At 42.4% G+C, this 19,987-nt stretch carries 28 protein-coding genes; 23 read left to right on the top strand and 5 right to left on the bottom strand.

Features of this window, described 5'->3' with window-relative positions:
* Positions 1-482: 482 nt before the first annotated feature.
* The 4 genes from QT994_RS10135 to QT994_RS10120 are packed head-to-tail and all read right to left on the bottom strand — an operon-like array spanning position 483 to position 4,938.
* Positions 483-710: an NblA/ycf18 family protein gene (locus QT994_RS10135; RefSeq protein WP_333173989.1), complete on the bottom strand. Its 228-nt coding sequence runs from the start codon at positions 708-710 to the stop codon at positions 483-485.
* 13 nt (positions 711-723) lie between these two features.
* Positions 724-4,290: a virulence-associated E family protein gene (locus QT994_RS10130; RefSeq protein ID WP_333173986.1), complete on the bottom strand. Its 3,567-nt coding sequence runs from the start codon at positions 4,288-4,290 to the stop codon at positions 724-726.
* Complete coding sequence (locus QT994_RS10125) at positions 4,287-4,655, bottom strand: hypothetical protein (RefSeq protein ID WP_333173984.1); 369 nt, start codon at positions 4,653-4,655, stop codon at positions 4,287-4,289. The genes QT994_RS10130 and QT994_RS10125 overlap by 4 nt, the downstream gene beginning before the upstream one ends.
* Before the next feature lie 16 nt (positions 4,656-4,671).
* Positions 4,672-4,938 carry a hypothetical protein gene (locus tag QT994_RS10120; RefSeq protein ID WP_333173982.1) on the bottom strand — a complete coding sequence of 89 codons (267 nt, stop codon included), beginning with the start codon at positions 4,936-4,938 and terminating at the stop codon, positions 4,672-4,674.
* A 386-nt stretch (positions 4,939-5,324) separates the two neighbouring features.
* Here QT994_RS10120 and QT994_RS10115 point away from each other — a divergent pair, with 386 nt between their 5' ends.
* The 23 genes from QT994_RS10115 to QT994_RS10005 all read left to right on the top strand — a co-directional run bounded on the left by QT994_RS10115 (position 5,325) and on the right by QT994_RS10005 (position 18,969).
* Positions 5,325-5,804 carry a hypothetical protein gene (locus tag QT994_RS10115; protein WP_333173980.1) on the top strand — a complete coding sequence of 160 codons (480 nt, stop codon included), beginning with the start codon at positions 5,325-5,327 and terminating at the stop codon, positions 5,802-5,804.
* Between the two features lie 105 nt (positions 5,805-5,909).
* Positions 5,910-7,235, top strand: coding sequence for a hypothetical protein (locus QT994_RS10110; RefSeq protein WP_333173978.1), 1,326 nt, complete (start codon positions 5,910-5,912; stop codon positions 7,233-7,235).
* 218 nt (positions 7,236-7,453) lie between these two features.
* Complete coding sequence (locus QT994_RS10105; protein ID WP_333173975.1) at positions 7,454-9,034, top strand: AAA family ATPase; 1,581 nt, start codon at positions 7,454-7,456, stop codon at positions 9,032-9,034.
* 134 nt (positions 9,035-9,168) lie between these two features.
* Positions 9,169-9,450 (top strand): hypothetical protein, encoded by a 282-nt coding sequence (locus QT994_RS10100; protein WP_333173973.1) that lies wholly within the window; start codon positions 9,169-9,171, stop codon positions 9,448-9,450.
* 48 nt (positions 9,451-9,498) lie between these two features.
* Positions 9,499-9,801, top strand: coding sequence for a hypothetical protein (locus QT994_RS10095; protein ID WP_333173971.1), 303 nt, complete (start codon positions 9,499-9,501; stop codon positions 9,799-9,801).
* 73 nt (positions 9,802-9,874) lie between these two features.
* The gene (locus QT994_RS10090) at positions 9,875-10,273 is read left to right on the top strand and encodes a DUF6876 family protein (RefSeq protein WP_333173968.1); all 399 of its coding nucleotides are present in this window, start codon (positions 9,875-9,877) and stop codon (positions 10,271-10,273) included.
* 87 nt (positions 10,274-10,360) lie between these two features.
* Positions 10,361-10,744 (top strand): hypothetical protein, encoded by a 384-nt coding sequence (locus QT994_RS10085; RefSeq protein ID WP_333173965.1) that lies wholly within the window; start codon positions 10,361-10,363, stop codon positions 10,742-10,744.
* Positions 10,745-10,977: 233 nt separating this feature from the next.
* Complete coding sequence (locus tag QT994_RS10080; protein ID WP_333173963.1) at positions 10,978-11,238, top strand: hypothetical protein; 261 nt, start codon at positions 10,978-10,980, stop codon at positions 11,236-11,238.
* Complete coding sequence (locus QT994_RS10075) at positions 11,235-11,453, top strand: hypothetical protein (RefSeq protein ID WP_333173961.1); 219 nt, start codon at positions 11,235-11,237, stop codon at positions 11,451-11,453. Before QT994_RS10080 ends, QT994_RS10075 begins: the two co-directional genes overlap by 4 nt.
* Before the next feature lie 225 nt (positions 11,454-11,678).
* A complete protein-coding gene (locus tag QT994_RS10070) occupies positions 11,679-11,822 on the top strand; it encodes a hypothetical protein (protein WP_333173959.1) in 144 nt (47 codons plus the stop codon).
* Positions 11,823-11,898: 76 nt separating this feature from the next.
* On the top strand, positions 11,899-12,051 hold the full coding sequence (locus QT994_RS10065) for a hypothetical protein (protein WP_333173957.1): 153 nt from the start codon (positions 11,899-11,901) through the stop codon (positions 12,049-12,051).
* Positions 12,052-12,121: 70 nt separating this feature from the next.
* On the top strand, positions 12,122-12,484 hold the full coding sequence (locus tag QT994_RS10060; RefSeq protein ID WP_333173955.1) for a hypothetical protein: 363 nt from the start codon (positions 12,122-12,124) through the stop codon (positions 12,482-12,484).
* A 1-nt stretch (position 12,485) separates the two neighbouring features.
* Positions 12,486-13,154 (top strand): MT-A70 family methyltransferase, encoded by a 669-nt coding sequence (locus QT994_RS10055; RefSeq protein ID WP_333173953.1) that lies wholly within the window; start codon positions 12,486-12,488, stop codon positions 13,152-13,154.
* Between the two features lie 176 nt (positions 13,155-13,330).
* Positions 13,331-13,621, top strand: a complete 291-nt coding sequence (locus QT994_RS10050) for a hypothetical protein (RefSeq protein ID WP_333173951.1) — start codon at positions 13,331-13,333, stop codon at positions 13,619-13,621.
* Between the two features lie 455 nt (positions 13,622-14,076).
* Positions 14,077-14,292 carry a hypothetical protein gene (locus QT994_RS10045; protein ID WP_333173949.1) on the top strand — a complete coding sequence of 72 codons (216 nt, stop codon included), beginning with the start codon at positions 14,077-14,079 and terminating at the stop codon, positions 14,290-14,292.
* A gap of 35 nt (positions 14,293-14,327) precedes the next feature.
* Entirely contained in the window at positions 14,328-14,708 is a 381-nt protein-coding gene (locus tag QT994_RS10040) for a hypothetical protein (protein WP_333173947.1), read from the top strand.
* Between the two features lie 46 nt (positions 14,709-14,754).
* Entirely contained in the window at positions 14,755-15,105 is a 351-nt protein-coding gene (locus QT994_RS10035; protein WP_333173945.1) for a hypothetical protein, read from the top strand.
* A 78-nt stretch (positions 15,106-15,183) separates the two neighbouring features.
* On the top strand, positions 15,184-15,798 hold the full coding sequence (locus QT994_RS10030; RefSeq protein WP_333173943.1) for a hypothetical protein: 615 nt from the start codon (positions 15,184-15,186) through the stop codon (positions 15,796-15,798).
* 113 nt (positions 15,799-15,911) lie between these two features.
* The gene (locus tag QT994_RS10025) at positions 15,912-16,661 is read left to right on the top strand and encodes a hypothetical protein (protein ID WP_333173941.1); all 750 of its coding nucleotides are present in this window, start codon (positions 15,912-15,914) and stop codon (positions 16,659-16,661) included.
* 37 nt (positions 16,662-16,698) lie between these two features.
* A complete protein-coding gene (locus tag QT994_RS10020; protein ID WP_333173938.1) occupies positions 16,699-17,007 on the top strand; it encodes a DUF1822 family protein in 309 nt (102 codons plus the stop codon).
* 69 nt (positions 17,008-17,076) lie between these two features.
* Positions 17,077-18,140 (top strand): ISKra4 family transposase gene (locus tag QT994_RS10015; protein WP_333173935.1). Its coding sequence is split into 2 segments (ribosomal slippage): positions 17,077-17,230 and positions 17,230-18,140, totalling 1,065 coding nucleotides; the frame shifts between segments, so codons are not numbered across the junction.
* A gap of 5 nt (positions 18,141-18,145) precedes the next feature.
* A complete protein-coding gene (locus tag QT994_RS10010; RefSeq protein WP_333173933.1) occupies positions 18,146-18,370 on the top strand; it encodes a hypothetical protein in 225 nt (74 codons plus the stop codon).
* Between the two features lie 26 nt (positions 18,371-18,396).
* Positions 18,397-18,969 carry a hypothetical protein gene (locus QT994_RS10005; RefSeq protein WP_333173930.1) on the top strand — a complete coding sequence of 191 codons (573 nt, stop codon included), beginning with the start codon at positions 18,397-18,399 and terminating at the stop codon, positions 18,967-18,969.
* Positions 18,970-19,018: 49 nt separating this feature from the next.
* Here the strand turns inward: QT994_RS10005 and QT994_RS10000 are convergent, their stop codons facing one another.
* Complete coding sequence (locus QT994_RS10000) at positions 19,019-19,525, bottom strand: hypothetical protein (RefSeq protein ID WP_333173928.1); 507 nt, start codon at positions 19,523-19,525, stop codon at positions 19,019-19,021.
* Positions 19,526-19,987 lie beyond the last annotated feature (462 nt).

Raw genomic sequence — 19,987 nt, 5'->3', positions numbered from 1 at the left:
GCATAGCGCATCGCTTTTCTGTCACCTGTGGGTTGGTGAGACTTTTAACTCTTCTGTAAGTGGGTATGGAGAAGAACGCAATCCGAAAGCTGCCAATAAAGCTTGCAAAAGAAACAGAGATCGAATTGTGCCGCTAACTCCTCGGTTGCAACAACTACTTCTCGATCGCATACCTAAAAATTGGCAAACTGAACCGAAAAATGACCCAATTTTTTACCGACTAAATTTTTTACAGTGTCGAAAGAGGTCGTCGAAAGAAGTACGATCGACGGCAAGAATTTCTGCAATCCCTACTCTTATTTAAGTCACCTCACCTTTGCAATACAGAGTTATAGAAAACTTTTCCACCAGGATAGGGTTCCCAGTGAATGCCTTCTAAAATTTTACTTTGTTGTCTGTACCTGATTACGCTCCTTATACTATGACCGAATATGGTCGCCCTAGGCGTGTCAAAACCTCTCTTAAAGCCCTTAACAACCTATTTAGAAATGGTGAACTTCGCCGCCATGATGATTAATTAAATGTTTAATAACATTATCCTTAATCATGTTTCTCCGAACCATTTCAATGAGCAATATCTGCGCTTCTTCAGCCGAAAGTGATTGAGTCTCATCCGAATAAACTTTGAGTTTAAATTGCTGTTCAACCGTAAGTTCAGTTGAAAGCTTATTCGATTGATCTTCATCATTTCCTGTTCTTTCAGTGGTCATAATCTCTACTGTTTTAATCGTCTGCTTCCTGGGTTTTTTCCTTGTCTGTTAGAGAATCCGTGAATAGAGAATCGGTTGAAGAATTGTTATTTTTGAGGGTTATCAATTGATTGATTCGATCGCGAGTCTCCGCACTTTCCCCCTCCAGCCACTGAACTATCACAGCCACGTCGTACTTAGTCCCTGGTGTCTGCCAACCGTACATTTGTGTTAGCAGAGCTTGCATCCGTTCGGGATGGTATTCATTCCACCAAATCAGAGCTATATCTCGCAGTTTCTCTGCATCTTCTTCACTAATTAATTGGTTGGCTACGGGTTCAGGTGTGGTTGGTGTGGGCGCAGAATTTGATGTTGCTGTCGCTTCACTTATAGTTTCGGCTGGCGTGACCGGTATGGATTCCTCTACAGGTTCCTCTACAGGTTCAGATGTTGGTGTGGTTGGTTCGTCTATGGTTTCAGGGGGTTCGGGGGTTTCGGGGGTTTCGGGGGTTTCGGGTTCAGGGGCTGCGAGTAAGGCAGTGAAGGTGGCTTTTTCAGCTTCGGTCAGGCTTGCCCAGACCTTTTGGCGATCGGCTGCACCTGCTCCGCAAACTTCCTTCAAAACACTCTGGATATTTCTGGCTAATTCCGGGTCGCCGGCTTCGAGCACTGTCCGAATATATTCGAGTAGGCCAGCTTCTTCTATTTGTTGCTGAGTTTGCTGATCAACCTCATTTTTTGAAAGATCAACCTCATTTTCGGTAGGTCGATCGGAATCAAAGCCTTGCTCTGTAAGGTTTTGATCGACCCGATCAACCTGATCAACCTTTTCACCCAAACTTTGCAAATCTTCTGCTGCCGTCGCCTCATTTTTCAACTCAGCGCTCGGATCGGAAATCGAATTACCGCTCGAGTTGGAAGTTGGTTCAGAGGTTAGCTCGGAGGTTAGCTCGGAGGTTGGCTCGGAGGTTGGATAAACGGTCTGCTCAGAAATTAGTAAAGTTTGAGAAACAGGATGATCAGGTTGATCAGGTTGATCAAACCCAGACGTAGCAGGGTGATCAACCTTACGATCGACCTCGTTTTTTTCGTCGATTTTCAAAACTTGAGGTTGATCAGCAGCCTCAACAGGGATTGAATCAACCTCATTTTCACCAACAGCGACGGGTTCGGGAACGGGTTCGGGAACGGGTTCGGGAATGGGTTCAGTTTTGCACCAAACTCGAACTCGTTTATTGGATATCGATCGGAACTCTCGCTCCCAGCCAAATTTCTTGAGGATAGCGGTACAGCGCATTTGGTGCGATCGCTCTTGTCTGCTCAGGTCAACTTGGAGATGAGTGAGCAGATCGCTAAGCTGAACATATCCCCGGTGCTCGATAAAATTTTCGATGACATCTTCCCAGGGATCTGATGACTGAAACTCTTGAGCAACGTACTCGGCAGTCTCTTCATCTTCATAATCGAGGCAAGGTTCTTCACCAGATTGGTAAGCCAGCATCGCAGCAGCCCAAATATCATCTCGTTCTCTCTTTAACCGTTTGGTATCGATCCGGTGTTGGACTGGGATTACCCAGAATCGCCGGTTGCCTGTTTCATCAGCGAGAAATTCTTGCTTGTTGGTGGTTGCGACAATGATGCTGGGTCGGTTGAAGTCTTCAATATCTCGGCAATATGGCGGTCGAATTTTGTCTGTCCCGGTGGATAAAAAAGCTTTGGTTGCGCTGACATCGCGCCGTCTGAAAATACTTTCTAGTTCTGCCCATTCAACAAACCAAGCTTGGTGCAATTTGAGTCTTTCATCTTTATCAGAGACAGTCCCCAGAGAATCGTCAAAGTATTTGTCTCCCGCAAGTATCTTAAAAAAAGTGGACTTTCTATAGCCCTGCTTCCCTTGCAAAATCAGAACTGTGTCTATTTTGCAGCCTGGCTCAAAAGTCCGCTTGACAGCGCCAATTAATGTTTTGCGGACGAACATTTCATAAATTGGATCGTTAACACCAAAGTATTTTGCAGCGAGACTATCTAAAATCGAAGTATCTGAAGCCACTGGCAGAGAATTTAGATACTCTTGAATAGGTGAATATTGATTTTCCACGGCTATTTCTGTGAGAATGTCTTGGACATCTTCTCTACTCGATCGAGCCAATACTCCGTGTCTGATTGCGAGTTGAAGACGGACTCGATCGAGAGATACTGGTTTCCCATCTATTTCGATTCGTTTGCTGAGTGTGTTTAGCCTGATCCGCTTCCCAAAATGTCTATTCAACTTTTTGTAATCCTGAATCATCTTGTCATCAGAATTGAAAATATTGAAACCCGATGACTTTTGATTTTCTAACTCAGCAACAGAAGCAGGAACAGAATCAGCAACAGAATCAGGAACAGAATTAGGAAGAGAAGTAGAATCAGATTCCGGTGAGAAACCTAAATCAAAGGGTTGCTGAGCTTTGAGAAAGCGCCAGTATACGCCTTTGATGCAGCTTTCTACTCCATCAGGAATATAGTGTTTGATAGAAGATATGGGGTTGGATTTAAGAGCCGAATCCCACACCTGCTGCCATTCATCCTCATCCCATCCACCACCGGGTGAACAACGGCGACAAGCATCCAGAAACAATGTATAAGCATCATCATCTGTAAGTTGTCCAAGTCGCTGGAACTCTGTCTGAACTCCAAGTAAATCTCTGGCGAGCATTGCCATTGATGTATTTCTTCGAGTTTCGACGCCATTCAAATAAACCTTAGCCTTGCCCAAAGCGGAATCCAAGGGTATGGCGATCGGCACCGGAACCTTAAGATCCTTAAATTTTATCTTTTTGGTTCCTGGCGCGGGGAGAGTTTCTGTCGGCTTTATAAGTGTTGCTGTTGACGTACTCGGACTTCCTGTACCGTTAGCGGTATTTTCAATACTTATCGGTCTAGAAGAATTGACTAATAAGTCGAGTAAGTTTTGCTGATTTCGCTCCTCCTTTCTTCTTTGCTCAAGTTCCCGGAATAATCTAATGAGACGTTCCCGCAAATCATTGTAATTGTATCGAATACCTGATTCACTGACAATTTCTGACTTGACTGGTTGGCGATCGGGTTTGACGTGCCAACCCCCTGCTAGGCGAAACACCCTACTGGGATTTTTATTACTTTCATCAGCTTCCATGATCTCGATGAGAAGCACTTGCAGTTCGCGCCACTGTTCCGGTGTAATAGGCTCCTCAAACAGCCAATACGGCTGCATCGACTTATCACCGCTAAATATGGTGAACGTCGGCTCTACAAAGTTTACAGCACTCCATTTTTCAAATTGTTCAGCCAGCGGTATATCGTCCCATTCGCAGAAAATACCGCAACAACGGGTGATATCAGCATCGGTGTGACCAGTGCCGCCAGCGCCGTTGACGACTACATAGACACCGCGATCATCTGTTTGATATTGTTCAATTTGTTGCCAGTCTAAGCCAGAGAGTTTGCGCCCTTTATCTTTTTTCTTACGATCGTCTGTGGAATAATAGAAAAATCTCAGAAAAGCTTCCCCTGGCTGATATCCCAGGTAATTGAGATGTTTTTCTGCTAATTCACGATCGATCACGATTTTATTACTCACGTCTTTGCTACTCCTGATTTTATTCCTGATTTTTCAACTCCAGATTGATTCAAGGAGTTGATAAGAGTCTGCAATTTAAATTGCAAACGGTCTATTTCGGCAGTTAGATGGTTGCGTTCTACCTCCATATCAACAATTTGTTGTTGAAGACAAGTAATTTTCCTTCGATCGGCTGTGTCCTTCTTCTGTTGTGCAGTTTTTTTTGGCGTGTTTTTAGGTTCAGCGACTGATTCATTAAGGGATTCAGTAGTTGATTGAGCAAGTCGATCGGCTATACATTCACAGCACAAACCGCCAGTCAACTTCGCAAAACGACGTTTACCATCTTTGTGGTAATTGGTGCGGCACCATCCGTTTATTGTCATCAGAACCTCTGCTCTATTACATTTCAGTATTTTGTTGAGAGAGATTCTGAGAAAAGTAAAGAACTAGAGCAGCTTCAACTAAAGAACCGACACTAATTCTTTTGTGCGCTGCAAAAACACGAACTTTGTGGTCAATTTCTTCAGAAATTAATAAAGTGCGCTTAGTTTTTTTGACTTTCTCTGGCAAATTGTTGGTATCCGCTAACACAGTTAGCACTGTTGAGCTTAGTGATTCTGTCATCATATAAAAGAAATAGTGAGTAAGAGATTGGTAGCTGTCCACGCTGAAAATTTCCTGACTGCGTGTTATGGTTGCCCGTGCATTGCAAGTAAAATATGCCAAGCTCGAAGAAGAATGATGGAGCTTTGCTAATGTACGGCTAAGTTGTTACGCTAAAGTAAGGCGGACGTAGTACCTGTTTCAATGTCAGGACAGGCTAAGACCGCAAAGCATTTAAGGGTGTGGTGATTGAGAATCCAGAACAGCTCAAAGCAAACTAAGGTTCCGAACAGCTCAGAATGTGATTAACTCAATGTCTCTATGTCTTAAGCTATTACTAGCTTGAGTTTGCTTACCTTTCCCTGTGCTCTGTGCCTTGTACCTGCGAATAGGATGCTTGGTAACTCTCTTACCATGCGTATTTACCACAATAATACCTTATTTACCAAATGGATACCCCATCTCATATCAAATTTCGTTTTTCGGAGGGCGACTATCCAGATGTGGAAAGTGAGTCTTCCCTCCATGTGCAACATCCTCCCAATCCTTCTCAAAATGATTCGGAAAACTCTGAAAGCGACAGCCAGAGAGAACCTCAGCGATATATGATGGATGATCGCGCCAGGAAAAAATTTGCTGAGCTGATCTATGAAATGCGTGCAAATCGGCCATACCGAGCATTTGGTCGCCTGTTGGGCGTAACTCATCCGACCCTAATATCTTGGGAGAAGCTAGAAGGGGTTCCCGACCTGGAAAATTTGGAACGTGTCGCTAAATTCAGAGGTGAAACTCTTGAAGAATTGAAGCTACTCCTTGCGGGGAAGCGCAAACCCACCCCATTGCAAGAACTCGTACAGCAAGTTCGTACTATTTCAAAGGAGGAGCTTGCTGTTGTACTCCAGGTTATTGCCGAGCGGATTGCCTCCTGAATTCTTCTATTTCCCTTATGACTTTTTAATAAATGTATTTACCACTATTGGTAAATGGTGTATATTGGTAAGTAAGTTACCAGCACTATTTACCAATGAGTAGCAATGGCAAAATTACCGACAACGTTTACCAGCCTTGACTTATCGGGTTTTGACTTAGATAATCACAAGAAGCCGAACCCAGGATACACAGGAATTAACCGAGAAATGGTGGATTTTGCCTGTGCTGCACTTCAAAAAAATCGTGTAGGGATTGCAGTCCGGTCAGTGAATGCAGCCCTCAAAGAAATCTACGGTTTTGGAGGCAGTACGGACGCCGTATGCAAACTGGTCAAGGAATGGCGATCAGATAATCTGTCACTCCTCAAGCAAGGAAAATCTGAAAAAGATTTAGCAAGTGCGTTGCTGGAAGCCGTAGATGACGGATTGCTTGATGAATCGGAAGTGCCTGAAGAAATCCTGGCAGTCATGAAGCAAATGGGATTTGCCATTTACCGTCTCGCTTACCAAAAAGCAGATACCGTTATTTCAGGCGATCGAATGAAATCTCTCGCTCAGGAGAACGAAATTCTTCGGCAACAACTCAAGGATTATCCTCAAAATCAGTACGAGTTGAATTTTTACAAAGGGGAGTACGAACGCCAACGCGATGAACTGAGGGAAGCGTACATGAATCTGAACAAGCAACAATTGGCAGATTCTGAAGAATTTCGTCATCGGTTGGATTCCCTACAAGCCGATCGCAGCGAATTACAAGCAAAACTTACAGTTTCCGAACAACGGTTGGCTGAAGTTGCTGAATTTGAAACGGCAGCCCGCGATCGAATCTCTGAAATCTCTAAACTCAACGGTCAAATCGAAGCACGGGAACGTGAAGTTTCTAGCCTTCATGCTCAAATTCAAACTCTCCAAGCACAAGTTGGTGAGAAACAAGTTCTTGAATCTCAACTAGAACAAGTGAGAACTCAGCTAAGAGAAGCTTCAACAACAATCACTAACCTGCAAAGTCAACAGAAAGTTAGTGGCGCTTTACAAGTCGATCGAGTTTTAGATGATTCAGATGATGAGCTAGTCACTGATGCTCAGCTTATGGTGGAAAACGAAACACTCCATGCTGATTTGTCGGATGCTCTTAAAGAAATTGAAGATTTGAAAGCACGTCTCGCTGAAACTCAAGTCGCTCAATCTGAATTTCCCTCTGAATCTCAAGCTGAATTACTTCCTCAAATACTCCACGAACTACTCCCTGAAACGATTTCAAACTTTGTTGACCCTCTTTTAAAACCCGCTAACTCTGACTCTGACCCTGACCCTGCTATCTCTGACTCTAGTTCAGAACCAGTTGAGTCTGTTGAATCTGTTGAACCTTCAGCTAAGTCATTTGAACCTGTTTCCAGAAACAAAAGGCAAAAAGTTACTGTGCCTAGATGAGTAACAGTAAGAGAAACAGAAACAAAACAGAAACAAACAGAAACAAAAAGTTCAGTAACAGTTGCTGTTACTGTTACTGAGCTTAGAAGGGAGAATGGGTACTGTTAGAGAGCTACTAAGTTTTGAGTGGGTAGCTCAAAACTTGTAGCAAAATTTGTGACTCAAAAGCTCGATTGCTGGGTAGAGAGTAATTAGCAATTGATAATTGGATTAAAGACATGATAGATCAAAAAAAAGAAATTCAGCTAATGTTATTGGCGCGATTTCCTTTGCTGTGGATGGTGAGCCCGGAAGAAGAACCAGCAGAAGAAATTTTGTGCGATGTGATCAAAGCCGTTGAGGGACAAATCTATTTCTGGGATTTCGCCAGGGGGTGGAATGACTCAGGCACAGGCAAGGGAAACCCGATGCAAGCACTGGAGCGCATCAGTAAAGCGCCGCCAATGGAGCAAGTCACTGTATTTGTCATGAAGGATTTAGGGAGTTTAATAGCCCCCGGTGCCAATGGTCAGATAGCTATGAACCAACTAGCGATCGTCCGCGAACTGAAAAATCTGGCATTTCAAATTGCCCGCGACCGCCGCTGTCTCGTCATCCTCTCCGACCAACTCCGAATTCCCCAAGAACTGTCTCAAGAAACGACGGTGGTAGATATCTCCTTACCAGGCATCGAGGAGATATCGAACTTGCTCACTCGATTGGTGGCACCCCCGGATCTCAAATTAAGTGCGGAACAACGGCAGCAGTTTATCAAAGCTTGCCAGGGGCTGACCCGGTGCCGGATATCTCGTGTCCTTGCCAAATGTTTGGTACGTGGTAAACGAGGCAAAGTTGATAGTACCGCCCTAGCTGCGGTCATCGAGGAGAAACGCCAAACCATCCGCGAGACGGGCATCCTAGAATTTATCCCGCTTGAATCAGGTCTGGAAGTAGTCGGCGGACTCGAAATTCTCAAACAATGGGTCAAATCTCGATCGCGCTCCTTCACTGACAAAGCCCGCGAATATGGTTTGCCAAACCCCAAAGGTGTCTTACTCGCTGGCATTCAAGGGACTGGTAAATCGCTACTTGCCAAGACGATTGCCACTGAATGGAAACTCCCCCTGCTGCGCCTCGATGTCGGTCGCGTGTTCGGCAGCATGGTCGGTGAAAGTGAGAACCGCATCCGACAGGTAATTAAGCTCGTCGAGGCGATCGCACCATGTATATTATTCTTGGACGAAATAGACAAAGCGTTCGCCAACATCACGTCTGGCATGGATGGTGATTCCGGCACTTCCCAGCGAGTATTTGGAACGATACTTACTTGGATGCAAGAAAAGACCGCGCCAGTGTTCGTGGTGATGACCGCGAACAGAGCGGAAGTTTTACCCGCCGAGCTAATTCGTAAGGGGCGGATTGATGAAATTTTCTGGGTTGACCTGCCGAACCTCACAGAGCGGGAGGCAATTTTTCAAGTTCACCTCACCCGCGTCCGGCCCGATCGAGTCAACCAAGGCGATTTCGATTTGAAGCTACTGGCAGAGCAATCGAAAAATTTTTCTGGCGCTGAGATTGAGCAAGTGGTCTACGACGCGATGCAGTGTAGTTTCAGCGTCGGGGTTGAGTTCACCCAGCGAGACTTACTCGTTTCGATCGCCGGCTGCGTCCCTCTGGCACAAATAGCCGAGGCGCAAATTGATGATTTGAAAACTTGGGCCATTCGATCGGGTGCTAAATCCGCCAGCATTGCCGATCGGACTGAAACACCTGCGACTTTCTACTCTCATCTCTCCCCTCTTGAGGTTGACGAAAATTAATTGTTATTAAAAAGCGAAGCGTCGCCCTGAGCGTAGCCGAAGGGTCGAAGGGCAGGAACCGCCTAGCCGAAAGGTTAAATGCTTCGCTTTTTGATTCTGATTTATGAAACAAGTCATTTACTCTCAAAAATCAGATGGAAGAAATTGAACTAGGCAAAGTATTTGCTAACCCTAATGTTAGAAGAGACGGATATCTTCTCAGAAAATTGATTCTGAGAAATAAACGTGCTATTGGATGGTGGAGTTATGGCAGATGTGGAAGCACTAACGGTCTTTTGTGGTTGCAAAATTACGCAGGCTATTACTCACCTGATTTCTGTCTAGAATTCCAATCTGAAGAAATAGCATTAGAACGGACTCGGAAAATTCTTGAAGAGTGGGACAAGAATGATAAACGTCCTACTTGGACAGTTTAATGCGAGAGTTTAAAGTTGAGGAATTGGTCACATAAATTGAGGCAGAATATGGAACCCCATTTTGTTCATCCTTTGTCAAGCGTGGAAACGATCGATACCGATGAAGGTCAAAAAGAAGTAATGAATAGTTGGGCATTTGCCTCAATGATTTGGACAAGCGCCGTCACTGGCAACACAAATGCTTTAGCAATAGCCACCGAACTATTTACCAACAAAGATGAGATTCAAACTTTTCTCGAAGCTTCTAAAGCAGGAAACGAAGCAGCTATAGCAGGTGCGATCGGAATTATTGCTTTTGCCATTGATGACAAATTAGCTGAAGCATTTGAAAATAAAGGTTCAGAAAATTGAAATAGTCGTGTAATGCTTCGCTGTAAGGAAGTGATGTTTTGAGTTTGTGAGTCAGATCATGTCAAAAGTAAAGATGGATGCTGAAACACTGTCGAAGAATTTGCAACACTTTAATGGAAGTGAGCAATATTACAAGCATTTCCTTGGACTTCTGTACACCGATGGAGTCAAATACTTGGCTGAAAATGCTGAAGCTTACTGGTTGATTGATGCGATCGTCTCCTATCAACACAGACTGAGGAAAGTTCGTAGTTTAAGTGAGTTTCAACTTTGGTTCCTTCATGTTGGCGATAAACATGAATTTATCAAGCCTAAATCGCCTAATGATGCTGTTTTGACTTGTTGGGAAGATACGCCAACTCCCGAAACTAAACCTGCGATTATTCAGCAGATACCTTATACCGAGTTTCCTTTGCCTGAAATGAAGCTTTTCTTACGAGATAGAGTTCTTCTATTGCCAAGCGAAAATTAAGCCTTGAAACCCTGTCCAGTCTTCCTACTCTGGAGACTGGACACACTTTTGCACTACATCATTTAGCCAATATTAGGACCAAATCGAATGACTACCAACGAACCAATTCCCGAACTCACACTCCAAGAAAAGCATAAACAACTGGCAGAATTGCAGGCAGAAGTTAACACAATTTTTGCTGAAGCAATCAGTAATAAGGTCAAAAATGTTGACTTTGCAACAGAAATTTGGGTGAATGCAATGTTAGAGAAAAAACCTTATGTGGCAATTGCTTGTCGCATGATTCACCACAGCACAAATTTTCTGGGAGATGAATTGCTGCAATTTCTACGATTTCTAGCTAACAAAACTTTGGAAAAAGATGCTTCGAGCGTACAGTGGGCAGTCGATTTAATTAATCAAGGTTTAATTATCAACAACACCCTCAAAGAGGACAACAAAAATGGCCAATTTGAAGTGCAAAATCTGTAGCGGTCAACTCATGTTTCTTGGTCAGTTAGGCTATCTTAAACACTTTCAATGCCGAAACTGTGGGATGAGTTTTAACCAAAGTCCCAAAATTGTCAGAGATGAATTTGATCGTATTATTTCAGTCAAATACTAATCATGGAACTCACACAAACCAAACAATGCGCTAATTGCCCGTGGAAAGTAGACAGAATATTGAGCAAAATTCCTGGCTATAACCGGGAAATCATGAAGCTATGAAAGGGACGATCGCTAATCCAAAAAGTGATGTTTCAGAGGCTATCTATCAATTAACAAATCCAAATATGGCAATGGCTTGTCACTATTCCACAGATGAGAAATTGCTTGAATGTGTGGGTTGGATTTATCACCAACTACGAAACAATAATCTAGCTCTACGACTGGTATTGATGCGCTCAGGTCAAATGAAAGAGCTTGATATTGATGGCGCACAACGGGCAACTTTTGCAGAAACTTTAATTGAAGAAAAATCATGATTTGGAATTACACAACTAACCAAGAAGGCAGCAATGTAGTCCTAGAAATAGACGATTTTATTGACATTATAAAATGTCTCGATCGTGCAGCAGATACCTTGTTAATTACGACCCGAACAACCCAAAGTAAATACGAGACAGAACCTGGCAGGTTAGCACTAAAATTGGTGCAACAGTTGGGTTATGATTCGATTGATTTGTCAGACAAAGATTAATCGGTGAGGGCTTCGCCACAAGGAATTGATGAACGTAGCGGAAGGAAACAAAATGTCTCAACAAATCAGTGAAGAAATGAAAGATAAATTCAATCAAATTGTGCACAGTGCCAATGAACAAGGTTTGAGTATCAGAGACTTTGCGATGCCTACGCGCCCGCAAGCTACGAAGTTTGGAACAATACGGTTTCACAGGATGTTAACTATGTAGCCTTCTCCACTTTCTTGCTAGAAAACGTTACAGGTTTGCCAGGAAAACCCCATATTGATGAAATGGTCGCTGCTACTATTTTGGGAGATTTAGACACACTCCAAGCAGTTATAACCGTTATTGCTGACGGCTTAGTTAAGTATCAAAAACTCATTTAACTTAAGTTAATGCTTCGCTTTTAAGGTTGAGGAAAACAGTTCATATTGATTGTTTTCCTCTCAAATAATTAACACCATGAAACACATTGTCGTCTTAGAAGTCATTGATGAAAAAAATCTGACAGCCGAAGTCTTGCAGGAACCGCCAATGATTTTAACTTGGTGGGAATGTATTTCTTGTTCAATCGAAAAACAGTTGAAGATTCGATTACTGAAGGTCAAATCATGACTTACGTTTATGTCGAAATATACGGCTGTACACTACGAAGTATCAAGACTTCAGAAGTCCAAAAAAAGGAGTGAAAATCATGGGGCATCACACGGAAGAAGTAATAGACGAAGCTGCAAGAATCCAAATAGAGGTTGATAAAATCTTTGAGACGGCTCGATCGAATAACTGGAGTTTGGAACAATTTGCGATTAAAGTTCTCGCGGGAGCCACAGATTATGAACTTGGATATTTCTCAATTGCTGCTCAACTCGTTCAAAATGTGACCAAATTAGATGGACAAAGCTCAATCAATATCCTGAACTATTTGCTTTATAAAGTTCGTCAGTTAGACCCTTTGAAGATTAAGCAAGCACAAAACATACTCTTCCAGGGCTTAGTCATCAATAAACAGGAAACCGAACAACGATTAGCAGAAAAAAGGAGAAATTAGCATGAAGACTACTTACAAAGCTGATGATGCGGTAGGACAACTGAAACTATCGATCGCACTCCATCTGCTACCGAATCTGCCCCCGATTCCCTGCAAGGATTATCGGCTTATCGTAATAGATCCTCCTTGGGTCTATTCACTTCGGGAAACAGACAAAACTCACCGGGGCCGTTGCAGTTATCCATCTATGACCGAGGAGGAAATTCTCAATATGCCAATTAGTGCGATCGCCAGCGATAACTCTTATCTGCTGCTGTGGGTGACAAATAACCATCAAGCGCTAGGGTTCCGCTGCTTAGAAAACTGGGGATTTACTCATCGATCGACCTTCACATGGGAGAAGGTCACGAAGGATGGCCGACCTCACATCGGAATGGGTCACTACGGGAGGAATTGTACTGAACACTTTTTGGTAGCTACCAAAGGCGAACCAGGGAGTTTTAGTACCCACGGTCTAACCAACATCCCGAATATCATTAGAGCGCGGAGACGCAAACATTCTCAGAAGCCGGAAGAGTTTTGGACGATCGCAAATCAACTGGCAGAAAAACTAGAGAATTGTGAGGAATTGGGGCAATTGTCGCAACCGTCGAGGATTGAGTTATTTGCAAGGCAACAGCGATCGAACTGGGATTCCTGGGGTGCTGAAGCTAATTTGCCTAAAACCTAATTCTTTTGAGGTTTCTGTTCTTAATGTCTATTGGAATGATGTGAACAAAGACTGTCTTTCACTTGACTAATAGCAATTGAAGACTTTTCCTAGTTTTTCAATGGAATTACTAGGGTTAAGTCTCTCCGTTAGTGCTTCGCTTTGAGATGTTGATTTGTTCTCTCATATTTACCATCATGACAACCGTTCATAACGACTGCACAACGACAGAATCAGAATCTAATGAATTGCCAGAGATTGCTGAAAACGGCTTTATTATTGTGAGTGACTTTTTCGCACATCAGCGTGAATTAATCGAAACCGCACTGAAAAATAGCGAGTTTCAATACCTGATAGAGTTTCATCCTTATGATCCGAAACAGCTTTGGAGAAAAGGTGCTTTTAGAGTGTATGTTTTAGAGGAACATCTTGAAGCAGCTAGAACTTTCTGTATGTCGATCGAATTTGCCAACAAATCCAACAAATAATAGCGTAATAACTGGGTCGCTCCCAGTTAAAATACAGAATGCTTCGCTCTGAACTTGTGAGTTTTTAGCATAAAAAATGAGCGAATTAGAACTAAATATATCCTCAGAACAGGGTTCTTGGAAAACCAAAGAAGGTAAATCAATCCCATATCTAAGAGAGCGTTTTCAACTTCTCATTGATGACGGCTGGAATGATTACTACCTTCAAATCACGAAATGATCCAAAAATACCACAATTGAAATCTCGGTGGTTATTGGAGATCCAGGCTATGACGCAGAAAGCCGATGGTCAAAAGAGCAAGTTTATCGTTTAGCAAAGTTATCCCATACAGAATTTGCTAGACAAAAAGCTGAATTGATTCAAAATGCGATCGAATTTGCCAATAATCTGGTAATTTATTTGGTAGCCCACAACCTTATTAGCGTAATAATTGGGTCGTTCCCAGTCCTAACGAATGCCTTCATCTGACACCAATATTTCAGGACTTCAAAGAGTAGCTGATTTTCCATCCAATCAGCATCAGGCGGTTGTTGCTGCCATTGGCAAAATTTCTCATCAACTAGAGTTTTACGTGTATCAAGACAAGTTTAGCTTCTATGTTCCCCCTGAGCACCTTGAGGCAGCCAAAGCTTTGTGTGAACCTATCCCTAAGATGGCGACAAATCAATAAATAGCGAATAACTGGGTCGCTCCCAGTTCCCTCTCATGCCTTACTACATTTTGGTTACGAACGAACAAGAAATAGATGTCTACACCACTCGCGAAATGTTGACAACAGAAGAAATTCAAGATTTGGTTGGCATTGAAGGAGAGCCAGCCACTTTTGAAGTGCTAGATTCTTCTAACTTTTCTGACCCCAAGATTGTCATAATTTGTGATGATGACGTGGAACCGAAAGCGCTGAAACCGACTTGTGTAACTAAAAACGGAGACGTGATTTTCGGTCAAGTAGTTATTGTTGGAACTAACAACTCACTCTTAGATTTGTGCTTGCTAAATCTTGAACAAGTAAAAATGGTGAAAAAAGAACTCAAACTGCACCAAAAACCACCAAAGCCAGAACACGATTTTAGTGCTTCGCTGTGAGATATTGATTGATTTTCTGTAATTGCCACCGTTAACTGGAGCCAGCATGACACGATTTTACGTTTTAATTAACTCAACAGGAATTGAAGAAGTAGCAGCAACTGAACTGCCACAAATCCCAGAAATTCAAAAGCTTGTAGGAATTCCAGGGGAAGAAGCGTTCTTTGAGGCGGTGTACCACTGTTATTCTGACCTGTCACTCGCGGTTTTGTGTGATGACGAATTCTTGCTAAAGGCTCATCAGCCAACTATGCTTACTCCAAAGCGCGTGATTCTTCAGGGACAAGTTCTCGTTGTGGCGAGCGATCCGCAAATTGCAGATTTCTGTCTGTTGACTCAGCAGCAGGTAGAGCTTGTGAAACGAGAAACCAAACTCTATCAAGCAAATTTACGTTAGCCCTAACAAAATCATGCCCCTCATTCTGGGGCGTGATGGCAACTTTCTTAGCATCTATCAAAGGAACAACACAAAAAAATGGATAAGAATCTTTACCAAAGAATAATTCAATATGCCAGGGTAATTGCTGGGGAGGATGAATTACCGTGGTCAGGGCTGTACACTGCGAGAAGTGTCTACAATCTGCTTAAAAACTCAGAACCCCTTTACCCAGAAGACATAGGTGCTCAATTAGACTTATCCGCCGAGTACGTTAATCAAATTATTTTGGCTTTACAAAATGGTCAGGTTTCCATTAAGTCAGTCCCCACGGAAACCGTCAATGGTAGACCCAGAGTAAAATATACGATCGACACACCTATGCTCTATTACGTTTTAGTTTCAGACCAAGGTTTGGAAGTAAAATTCTCCAAAAACCCAGTTTTACCTGATATCCAAAGACTTTTGGGGTTGGACATAGAAGTGGAAGAGAAAGCCTTCTTAGAAATTACAGGACATCAGTTTCTTGATAAAAGTTTGGTCATTTTAAGCAACGCTGGTGCCGAGGGTGAAGTAAATTTTGTCACGAAAAAGGGGCAAGAATTGCGAGGTTTACTTCTGATTCTAGGGCTTGATACAAATGAAAAATTTTTCTTGATAACTTCCTCCCAATTGACAGCCTTAATCCCTCAAATTCTTAAAAACTATGACTGAACTATCGTAGCACGGGCGAGGCGCGTAGCGCATCGATAGTCAGTAATTAGCATCAATTTCAACGCATTTACGTGGGAGTTGCGCCCCACATCACATTTAATCAGGTAATAGCAATGGTAGATGCCACATACCCCACAGAATATGACGCGGTACTCGGCAGTCAAGTCTTAGTTCCCGAAGGCGCTGCGGTGCTCGGAGGTCTATTCGGTGTCAAGAATCGCTTAGCATCCAATCACCGATTATCCCAAATTGGTGGTTTGTGTGAAGCCTGTAAATATGGTGAGGTTGGTTTTGATTTGATGGTTCAGTTTTTGAAAGATAAGTCGATCGACCCAGCAGTAAAAAAGGCTGGCAAAACTTGCGTTTCCTCAATGTTAAACGATACCCTAGTCACTGATGATTTAGGATGGTATCTTGTTGGACGTGGGCAGTTATACTCTGACAGCAAAATAGATACTTTGCGATTGGCTTGTGAAAAACTTCTTGCTTACATAAACACATTGTATGGCAAAAGGAAATGGTATTTCGGCGGAGGCTATAGCTATATTAGGTTTTCTCAAGTTCAAGATTGGGAATGGGCTAAAGGCAATAGAAAAACTTTAAGTGATTCAATGAACTACTTAGTACAAATTCTATCAGCCGAAAAGCTAAGAAGAGAAACAATCTTGAACTTTGTTTATTACTGCCAAACGTATTATGATATTTGCGTAGCTTATCAGAAGGAAGTACCTAGAAATAAGTTTCCTGATAATATTGAATCAAGATTGTTGAGCCAAGGCATTTATCACAGTTTGCTCCCTTGTTTTGAACAGGATTTATCAAAACTAATCAAATCGTCCTTTGAAGATTTAGTAATTGAATAATGCTTCGCTTTGAGAGTGTGATTTCTCAATCACACAAATGAAAGATAATTTGATGGAATTTCCGATCGATGCCAAAGTTTACAACTTAGCTTTAGCTTATGCCTCAGAACAAGCGAACCTAGAAAATGGTCTAAAACTTTTCTACAATACAATGACAGTGTGGGCAGTGAATCATTTTTTAGGATGGATGGAATTTGAAACCATTCTAGATAAGCATGATGACTGGACTCTGGCAATTGAAGCAGTTTTGGACCTTGCTGACTTGATGTTGCCCGGAATCGGAAAGATTCAATGCTGTCGAATTTGTGAAGAAGAAAGCGCTATTGGGAGCATCCCGGTTTTGTAAATATCCCCAAATCAGCATAAAATGAGTAAAATCCAAAGAAACGTTAAAAAAGAGTAGAGAGAAAGAGCCATGACCCCTGAAGAACTAGAGCGATTGGAAAGCTGTACGTCAGAAATTGCTAAAATTTTTTATAACAATACACCCCCCAGTGAACTGACAAGTTTGGAAAATATCGAAAAGCATCTCAGGCAGCAATGGCTGGTTCATGTAGGTCCCCAAATAGGTTTTTTTTTATCAAACAGGCAACGGGAACAGAACAAGGACGACCCCGGACAGTAAAAAGCTGTATTGGTGAACTAATAATTACTGAAAAACAGGCAGAAAAATTAGAGGTCAAGAAATCCACCCGATTATCTCCATTATTTGAAAAATGCTGTCTCCGTCAAATCGCTAATATTTCCTACTCCAAGGCTGCCCAAGAAATGGAAGTTCAGACAGGAGTAAAGATGGGACACACTTGTTTACATCGATTGGTAGAAAAACAAGAATGGTCAGAACCGATAGCCTTCTTGGAGGTTGAGGAAACTAGCATAGATGGAGGGAAAGTCCGTCTGAGAGGGAAGTTGGGAGAAGGGTCTCATTGGCAAGATTATAAGGCCGTGCGGTTACATGAAAGTTATTATGGAGCTTTTTATCAAGATAATGAAGCGTTAATTAACTATATAAACCATCAGCCTTTAGCCGATATATTAACTTGTCTGGGTGATGGACATGAGGGAATATGGAACATTATTAGCCAGTTGAATCCTGGTAAAACCCGACGCGAAATTTTAGATTGGTATCATTTAATTGAAAATCTATATAAAGTGGGAGGGTCGTTGAAACGTCTAGCCCAAGCCAAGGAATTTTTGTGGCAATGCCGGGTGGAGTCCACTCTAGATTTATTTAAGTATGGTCGCAAAAAAACCGCCCAAAACTTTTGTAAGTATCTAGAAAAGCATCGCTCTCGAATTGTTAACTATGAGCAATTATCACAAGACAAGATTTGTTCCATCGGCTCGGGAGCGGTGGAATCGACGGTCAAACAAATAGATAGAAGGTTGAAAATTTCTGGCGCTCAATGGTTGAAAAAAAATGTCAATCAAATGCTCAAACTTCGTTGTGCCTACCTCAACGACCTCTTAGCCATTTGAGGCTTTTGCAAAACCGGGATGCTCCCAGCGCTATTTCTGTCCAAGTCCAAGACGATCGCATTGCCTATATCTTTGTCCAATTACCTGACCCATTGGATAAAGTCAAACTTTTGGGCTTTCTCCCGGCTGCCGACCTCCACGGTGATACTGTAGAAATTTCCGTTGCCGACCTTCAGCCCTTTGATAACTTATCGGACTATTTGGAACGCATTGAATTAGGAACGGTGTAATTTTTTGCAATTGGGAAAGTAGTTAAATGCTGGCTGCTTTCCAGCTATTCCAAACAGCACCCTTGAATAATATGAAAACTCAACTTGAGGAAGTAGCGGTCGGACAAGTGGCATCAGTTCTTTGTGTCACAAGTAGAATGTACACCTCTGTAAGTCGCAGTTATCAAATCTTTACAGCTTTGCCGATACTGCCTTATGAGCCACATTCGGATGCAAAAATTATTGGTTTTCCTGACCTACATCTTCACTATGACTATCGCTTTTGGTCTGACAAATTGGTTAAAGAAGTATTCAATGATTCGATATACGAAACTTCTGCTGATTGGCCATCTTATATTCAACGTGCCGAGGACGTAATTAGCGAACCGTTCCTAAAAAAGATGGTTTGTGTTCGAGAGATGCGATTTCTGGATTCCTCCTACAGTTTCATCTCTGCTTTGGAGGAAGCTTACAAAGACCACACCCTGGTCAACGACATTTGCCCACACCAGGGCTACAAAACTTTTCCAAGTCTCTTAGACCCTGACGGCTGCCAGAGGGTATGTCCCGGACATGGACTCGGTTTCCGAGATGGCAAAGTCTGCAAACGCAGTCAATAAATTATTTGCGGGATAGGCGGTGGCCACCGCCACCCCGCCACCTTCCTTATCATCTAGAATGCGCTCGTTCAATGGCGACTCTCGGCGATCGCTCCTGATTCATCAAATCCTGTACTTCGTGAGTTAGTCTTTGGGCTTCCTCAGCGCTCAGGGAATCTTTATCATGAAGATTCAGGTAATCAGCGAAGAATCCTGCAATTACATAAGTTTGCCAGATAAACAGTTCATTTTTGGTTCCGGCAATGGGGCGGTCAAAACTTTCACCTACATGAAATACCGAGTTATCTTCGGGATTTCCATAGAATTTGGGTGATTCCTTTCTAATTGGACTACTAAAAACTCTGTAACGTTTCCTAACTACCGATGTTAAAGGGGTAATTGTCACTCCCGGCGGTGGATTATTTTTATCTCGGTAGTTGCCTTCGTTCATCCAGGAATTGAAAGCATCTATGTTGCCCGATACTTGATATCGATCGCCTTCCTCACTTTGGTTTCCATAGGTAGACAGAAGCATTTCCTTGAATAACTTAAAAACCTCTTCATCTGATTGGTTCATAGAAAAAGAGCAATTCTTCAAGATTTCTTTACAGCTTGTCAGAACTTTCCAAGCATCTGTTATGTTTGTATGGACAGACAACGGTTTGCTGCTTACTAAATCAGCCTTTCTTCTGATTCCTAAGTAAACTGTGTGTCGATCGCTTATCATCGCCGGAGCCATGTAGCAACCAGTTATTAGCTTTTGATTTGGATCGAATCCTAATCCCGCCTCTCTTCTACGTTTAGCTTCGCCCATACTCTTTACTCAATAATGAATTTTTTCCAGTTTAACGTTTTATTTGTTTAATGAGCAATTATTTAGTTGTGTAAAGCCTTCTTTACTATGTTTCTAGTAATGTTTTCAGTAAGGTTTTTAGTAATGTTTTTAGTAATGTTTCTCGCAATGTTTTTAGTAATGTTTCTCGCAATGTTTTTAGTAATGTTTCTCGCAATGTTTTTAGTAATGTTTCTCGCAATGTTT

The organism is Microcoleus sp. S13_B4 (genome assembly GCF_036700885.1).
Taxonomy (GTDB): domain Bacteria; phylum Cyanobacteriota; class Cyanobacteriia; order Cyanobacteriales; family Microcoleaceae; genus Microcoleus.
Note: the sequence above shows the minus strand (reverse complement) of the source record. Positions and strands in the feature narration are given on the sequence as shown.

Excerpts from the sequence above, each read along its gene's own strand:
- QT994_RS10135 (WP_333173989.1), bottom strand. The coding sequence starts at position 710 with ATGACCACTGAAAGAACAGGAAATGATGAAGATCAATCGAATAAGCTT.
- QT994_RS10125 (WP_333173984.1), bottom strand. The coding sequence starts at position 4,655 with ATGACAATAAACGGATGGTGCCGCACCAATTACCACAAAGATGGTAAA.
- QT994_RS10115 (WP_333173980.1), top strand. The coding sequence starts at position 5,325 with ATGGATACCCCATCTCATATCAAATTTCGTTTTTCGGAGGGCGACTAT.
- QT994_RS10110 (WP_333173978.1), top strand. The coding sequence starts at position 5,910 with ATGGCAAAATTACCGACAACGTTTACCAGCCTTGACTTATCGGGTTTT.
- QT994_RS10105 (WP_333173975.1), top strand. The coding sequence starts at position 7,454 with ATGATAGATCAAAAAAAAGAAATTCAGCTAATGTTATTGGCGCGATTT.
- QT994_RS10100 (WP_333173973.1), top strand. The coding sequence starts at position 9,169 with ATGGAAGAAATTGAACTAGGCAAAGTATTTGCTAACCCTAATGTTAGA.
- QT994_RS10095 (WP_333173971.1), top strand. The coding sequence starts at position 9,499 with ATGGAACCCCATTTTGTTCATCCTTTGTCAAGCGTGGAAACGATCGAT.
- QT994_RS10090 (WP_333173968.1), top strand. The coding sequence starts at position 9,875 with ATGGATGCTGAAACACTGTCGAAGAATTTGCAACACTTTAATGGAAGT.
- QT994_RS10085 (WP_333173965.1), top strand. The coding sequence starts at position 10,361 with ATGACTACCAACGAACCAATTCCCGAACTCACACTCCAAGAAAAGCAT.
- QT994_RS10080 (WP_333173963.1), top strand. The coding sequence starts at position 10,978 with ATGAAAGGGACGATCGCTAATCCAAAAAGTGATGTTTCAGAGGCTATC.
- QT994_RS10075 (WP_333173961.1), top strand. The coding sequence starts at position 11,235 with ATGATTTGGAATTACACAACTAACCAAGAAGGCAGCAATGTAGTCCTA.
- QT994_RS10065 (WP_333173957.1), top strand. The coding sequence starts at position 11,899 with ATGAAACACATTGTCGTCTTAGAAGTCATTGATGAAAAAAATCTGACA.
- QT994_RS10055 (WP_333173953.1), top strand. The coding sequence starts at position 12,486 with ATGAAGACTACTTACAAAGCTGATGATGCGGTAGGACAACTGAAACTA.
- QT994_RS10050 (WP_333173951.1), top strand. The coding sequence starts at position 13,331 with ATGACAACCGTTCATAACGACTGCACAACGACAGAATCAGAATCTAAT.
- QT994_RS10045 (WP_333173949.1), top strand. The coding sequence starts at position 14,077 with ATGCCTTCATCTGACACCAATATTTCAGGACTTCAAAGAGTAGCTGAT.
- QT994_RS10040 (WP_333173947.1), top strand. The coding sequence starts at position 14,328 with ATGCCTTACTACATTTTGGTTACGAACGAACAAGAAATAGATGTCTAC.
- QT994_RS10035 (WP_333173945.1), top strand. The coding sequence starts at position 14,755 with ATGACACGATTTTACGTTTTAATTAACTCAACAGGAATTGAAGAAGTA.
- QT994_RS10030 (WP_333173943.1), top strand. The coding sequence starts at position 15,184 with ATGGATAAGAATCTTTACCAAAGAATAATTCAATATGCCAGGGTAATT.
- QT994_RS10025 (WP_333173941.1), top strand. The coding sequence starts at position 15,912 with ATGGTAGATGCCACATACCCCACAGAATATGACGCGGTACTCGGCAGT.
- QT994_RS10020 (WP_333173938.1), top strand. The coding sequence starts at position 16,699 with ATGAAAGATAATTTGATGGAATTTCCGATCGATGCCAAAGTTTACAAC.
- QT994_RS10005 (WP_333173930.1), top strand. The coding sequence starts at position 18,397 with ATGCTGGCTGCTTTCCAGCTATTCCAAACAGCACCCTTGAATAATATG.
- QT994_RS10000 (WP_333173928.1), bottom strand. The coding sequence starts at position 19,525 with ATGAACCAATCAGATGAAGAGGTTTTTAAGTTATTCAAGGAAATGCTT.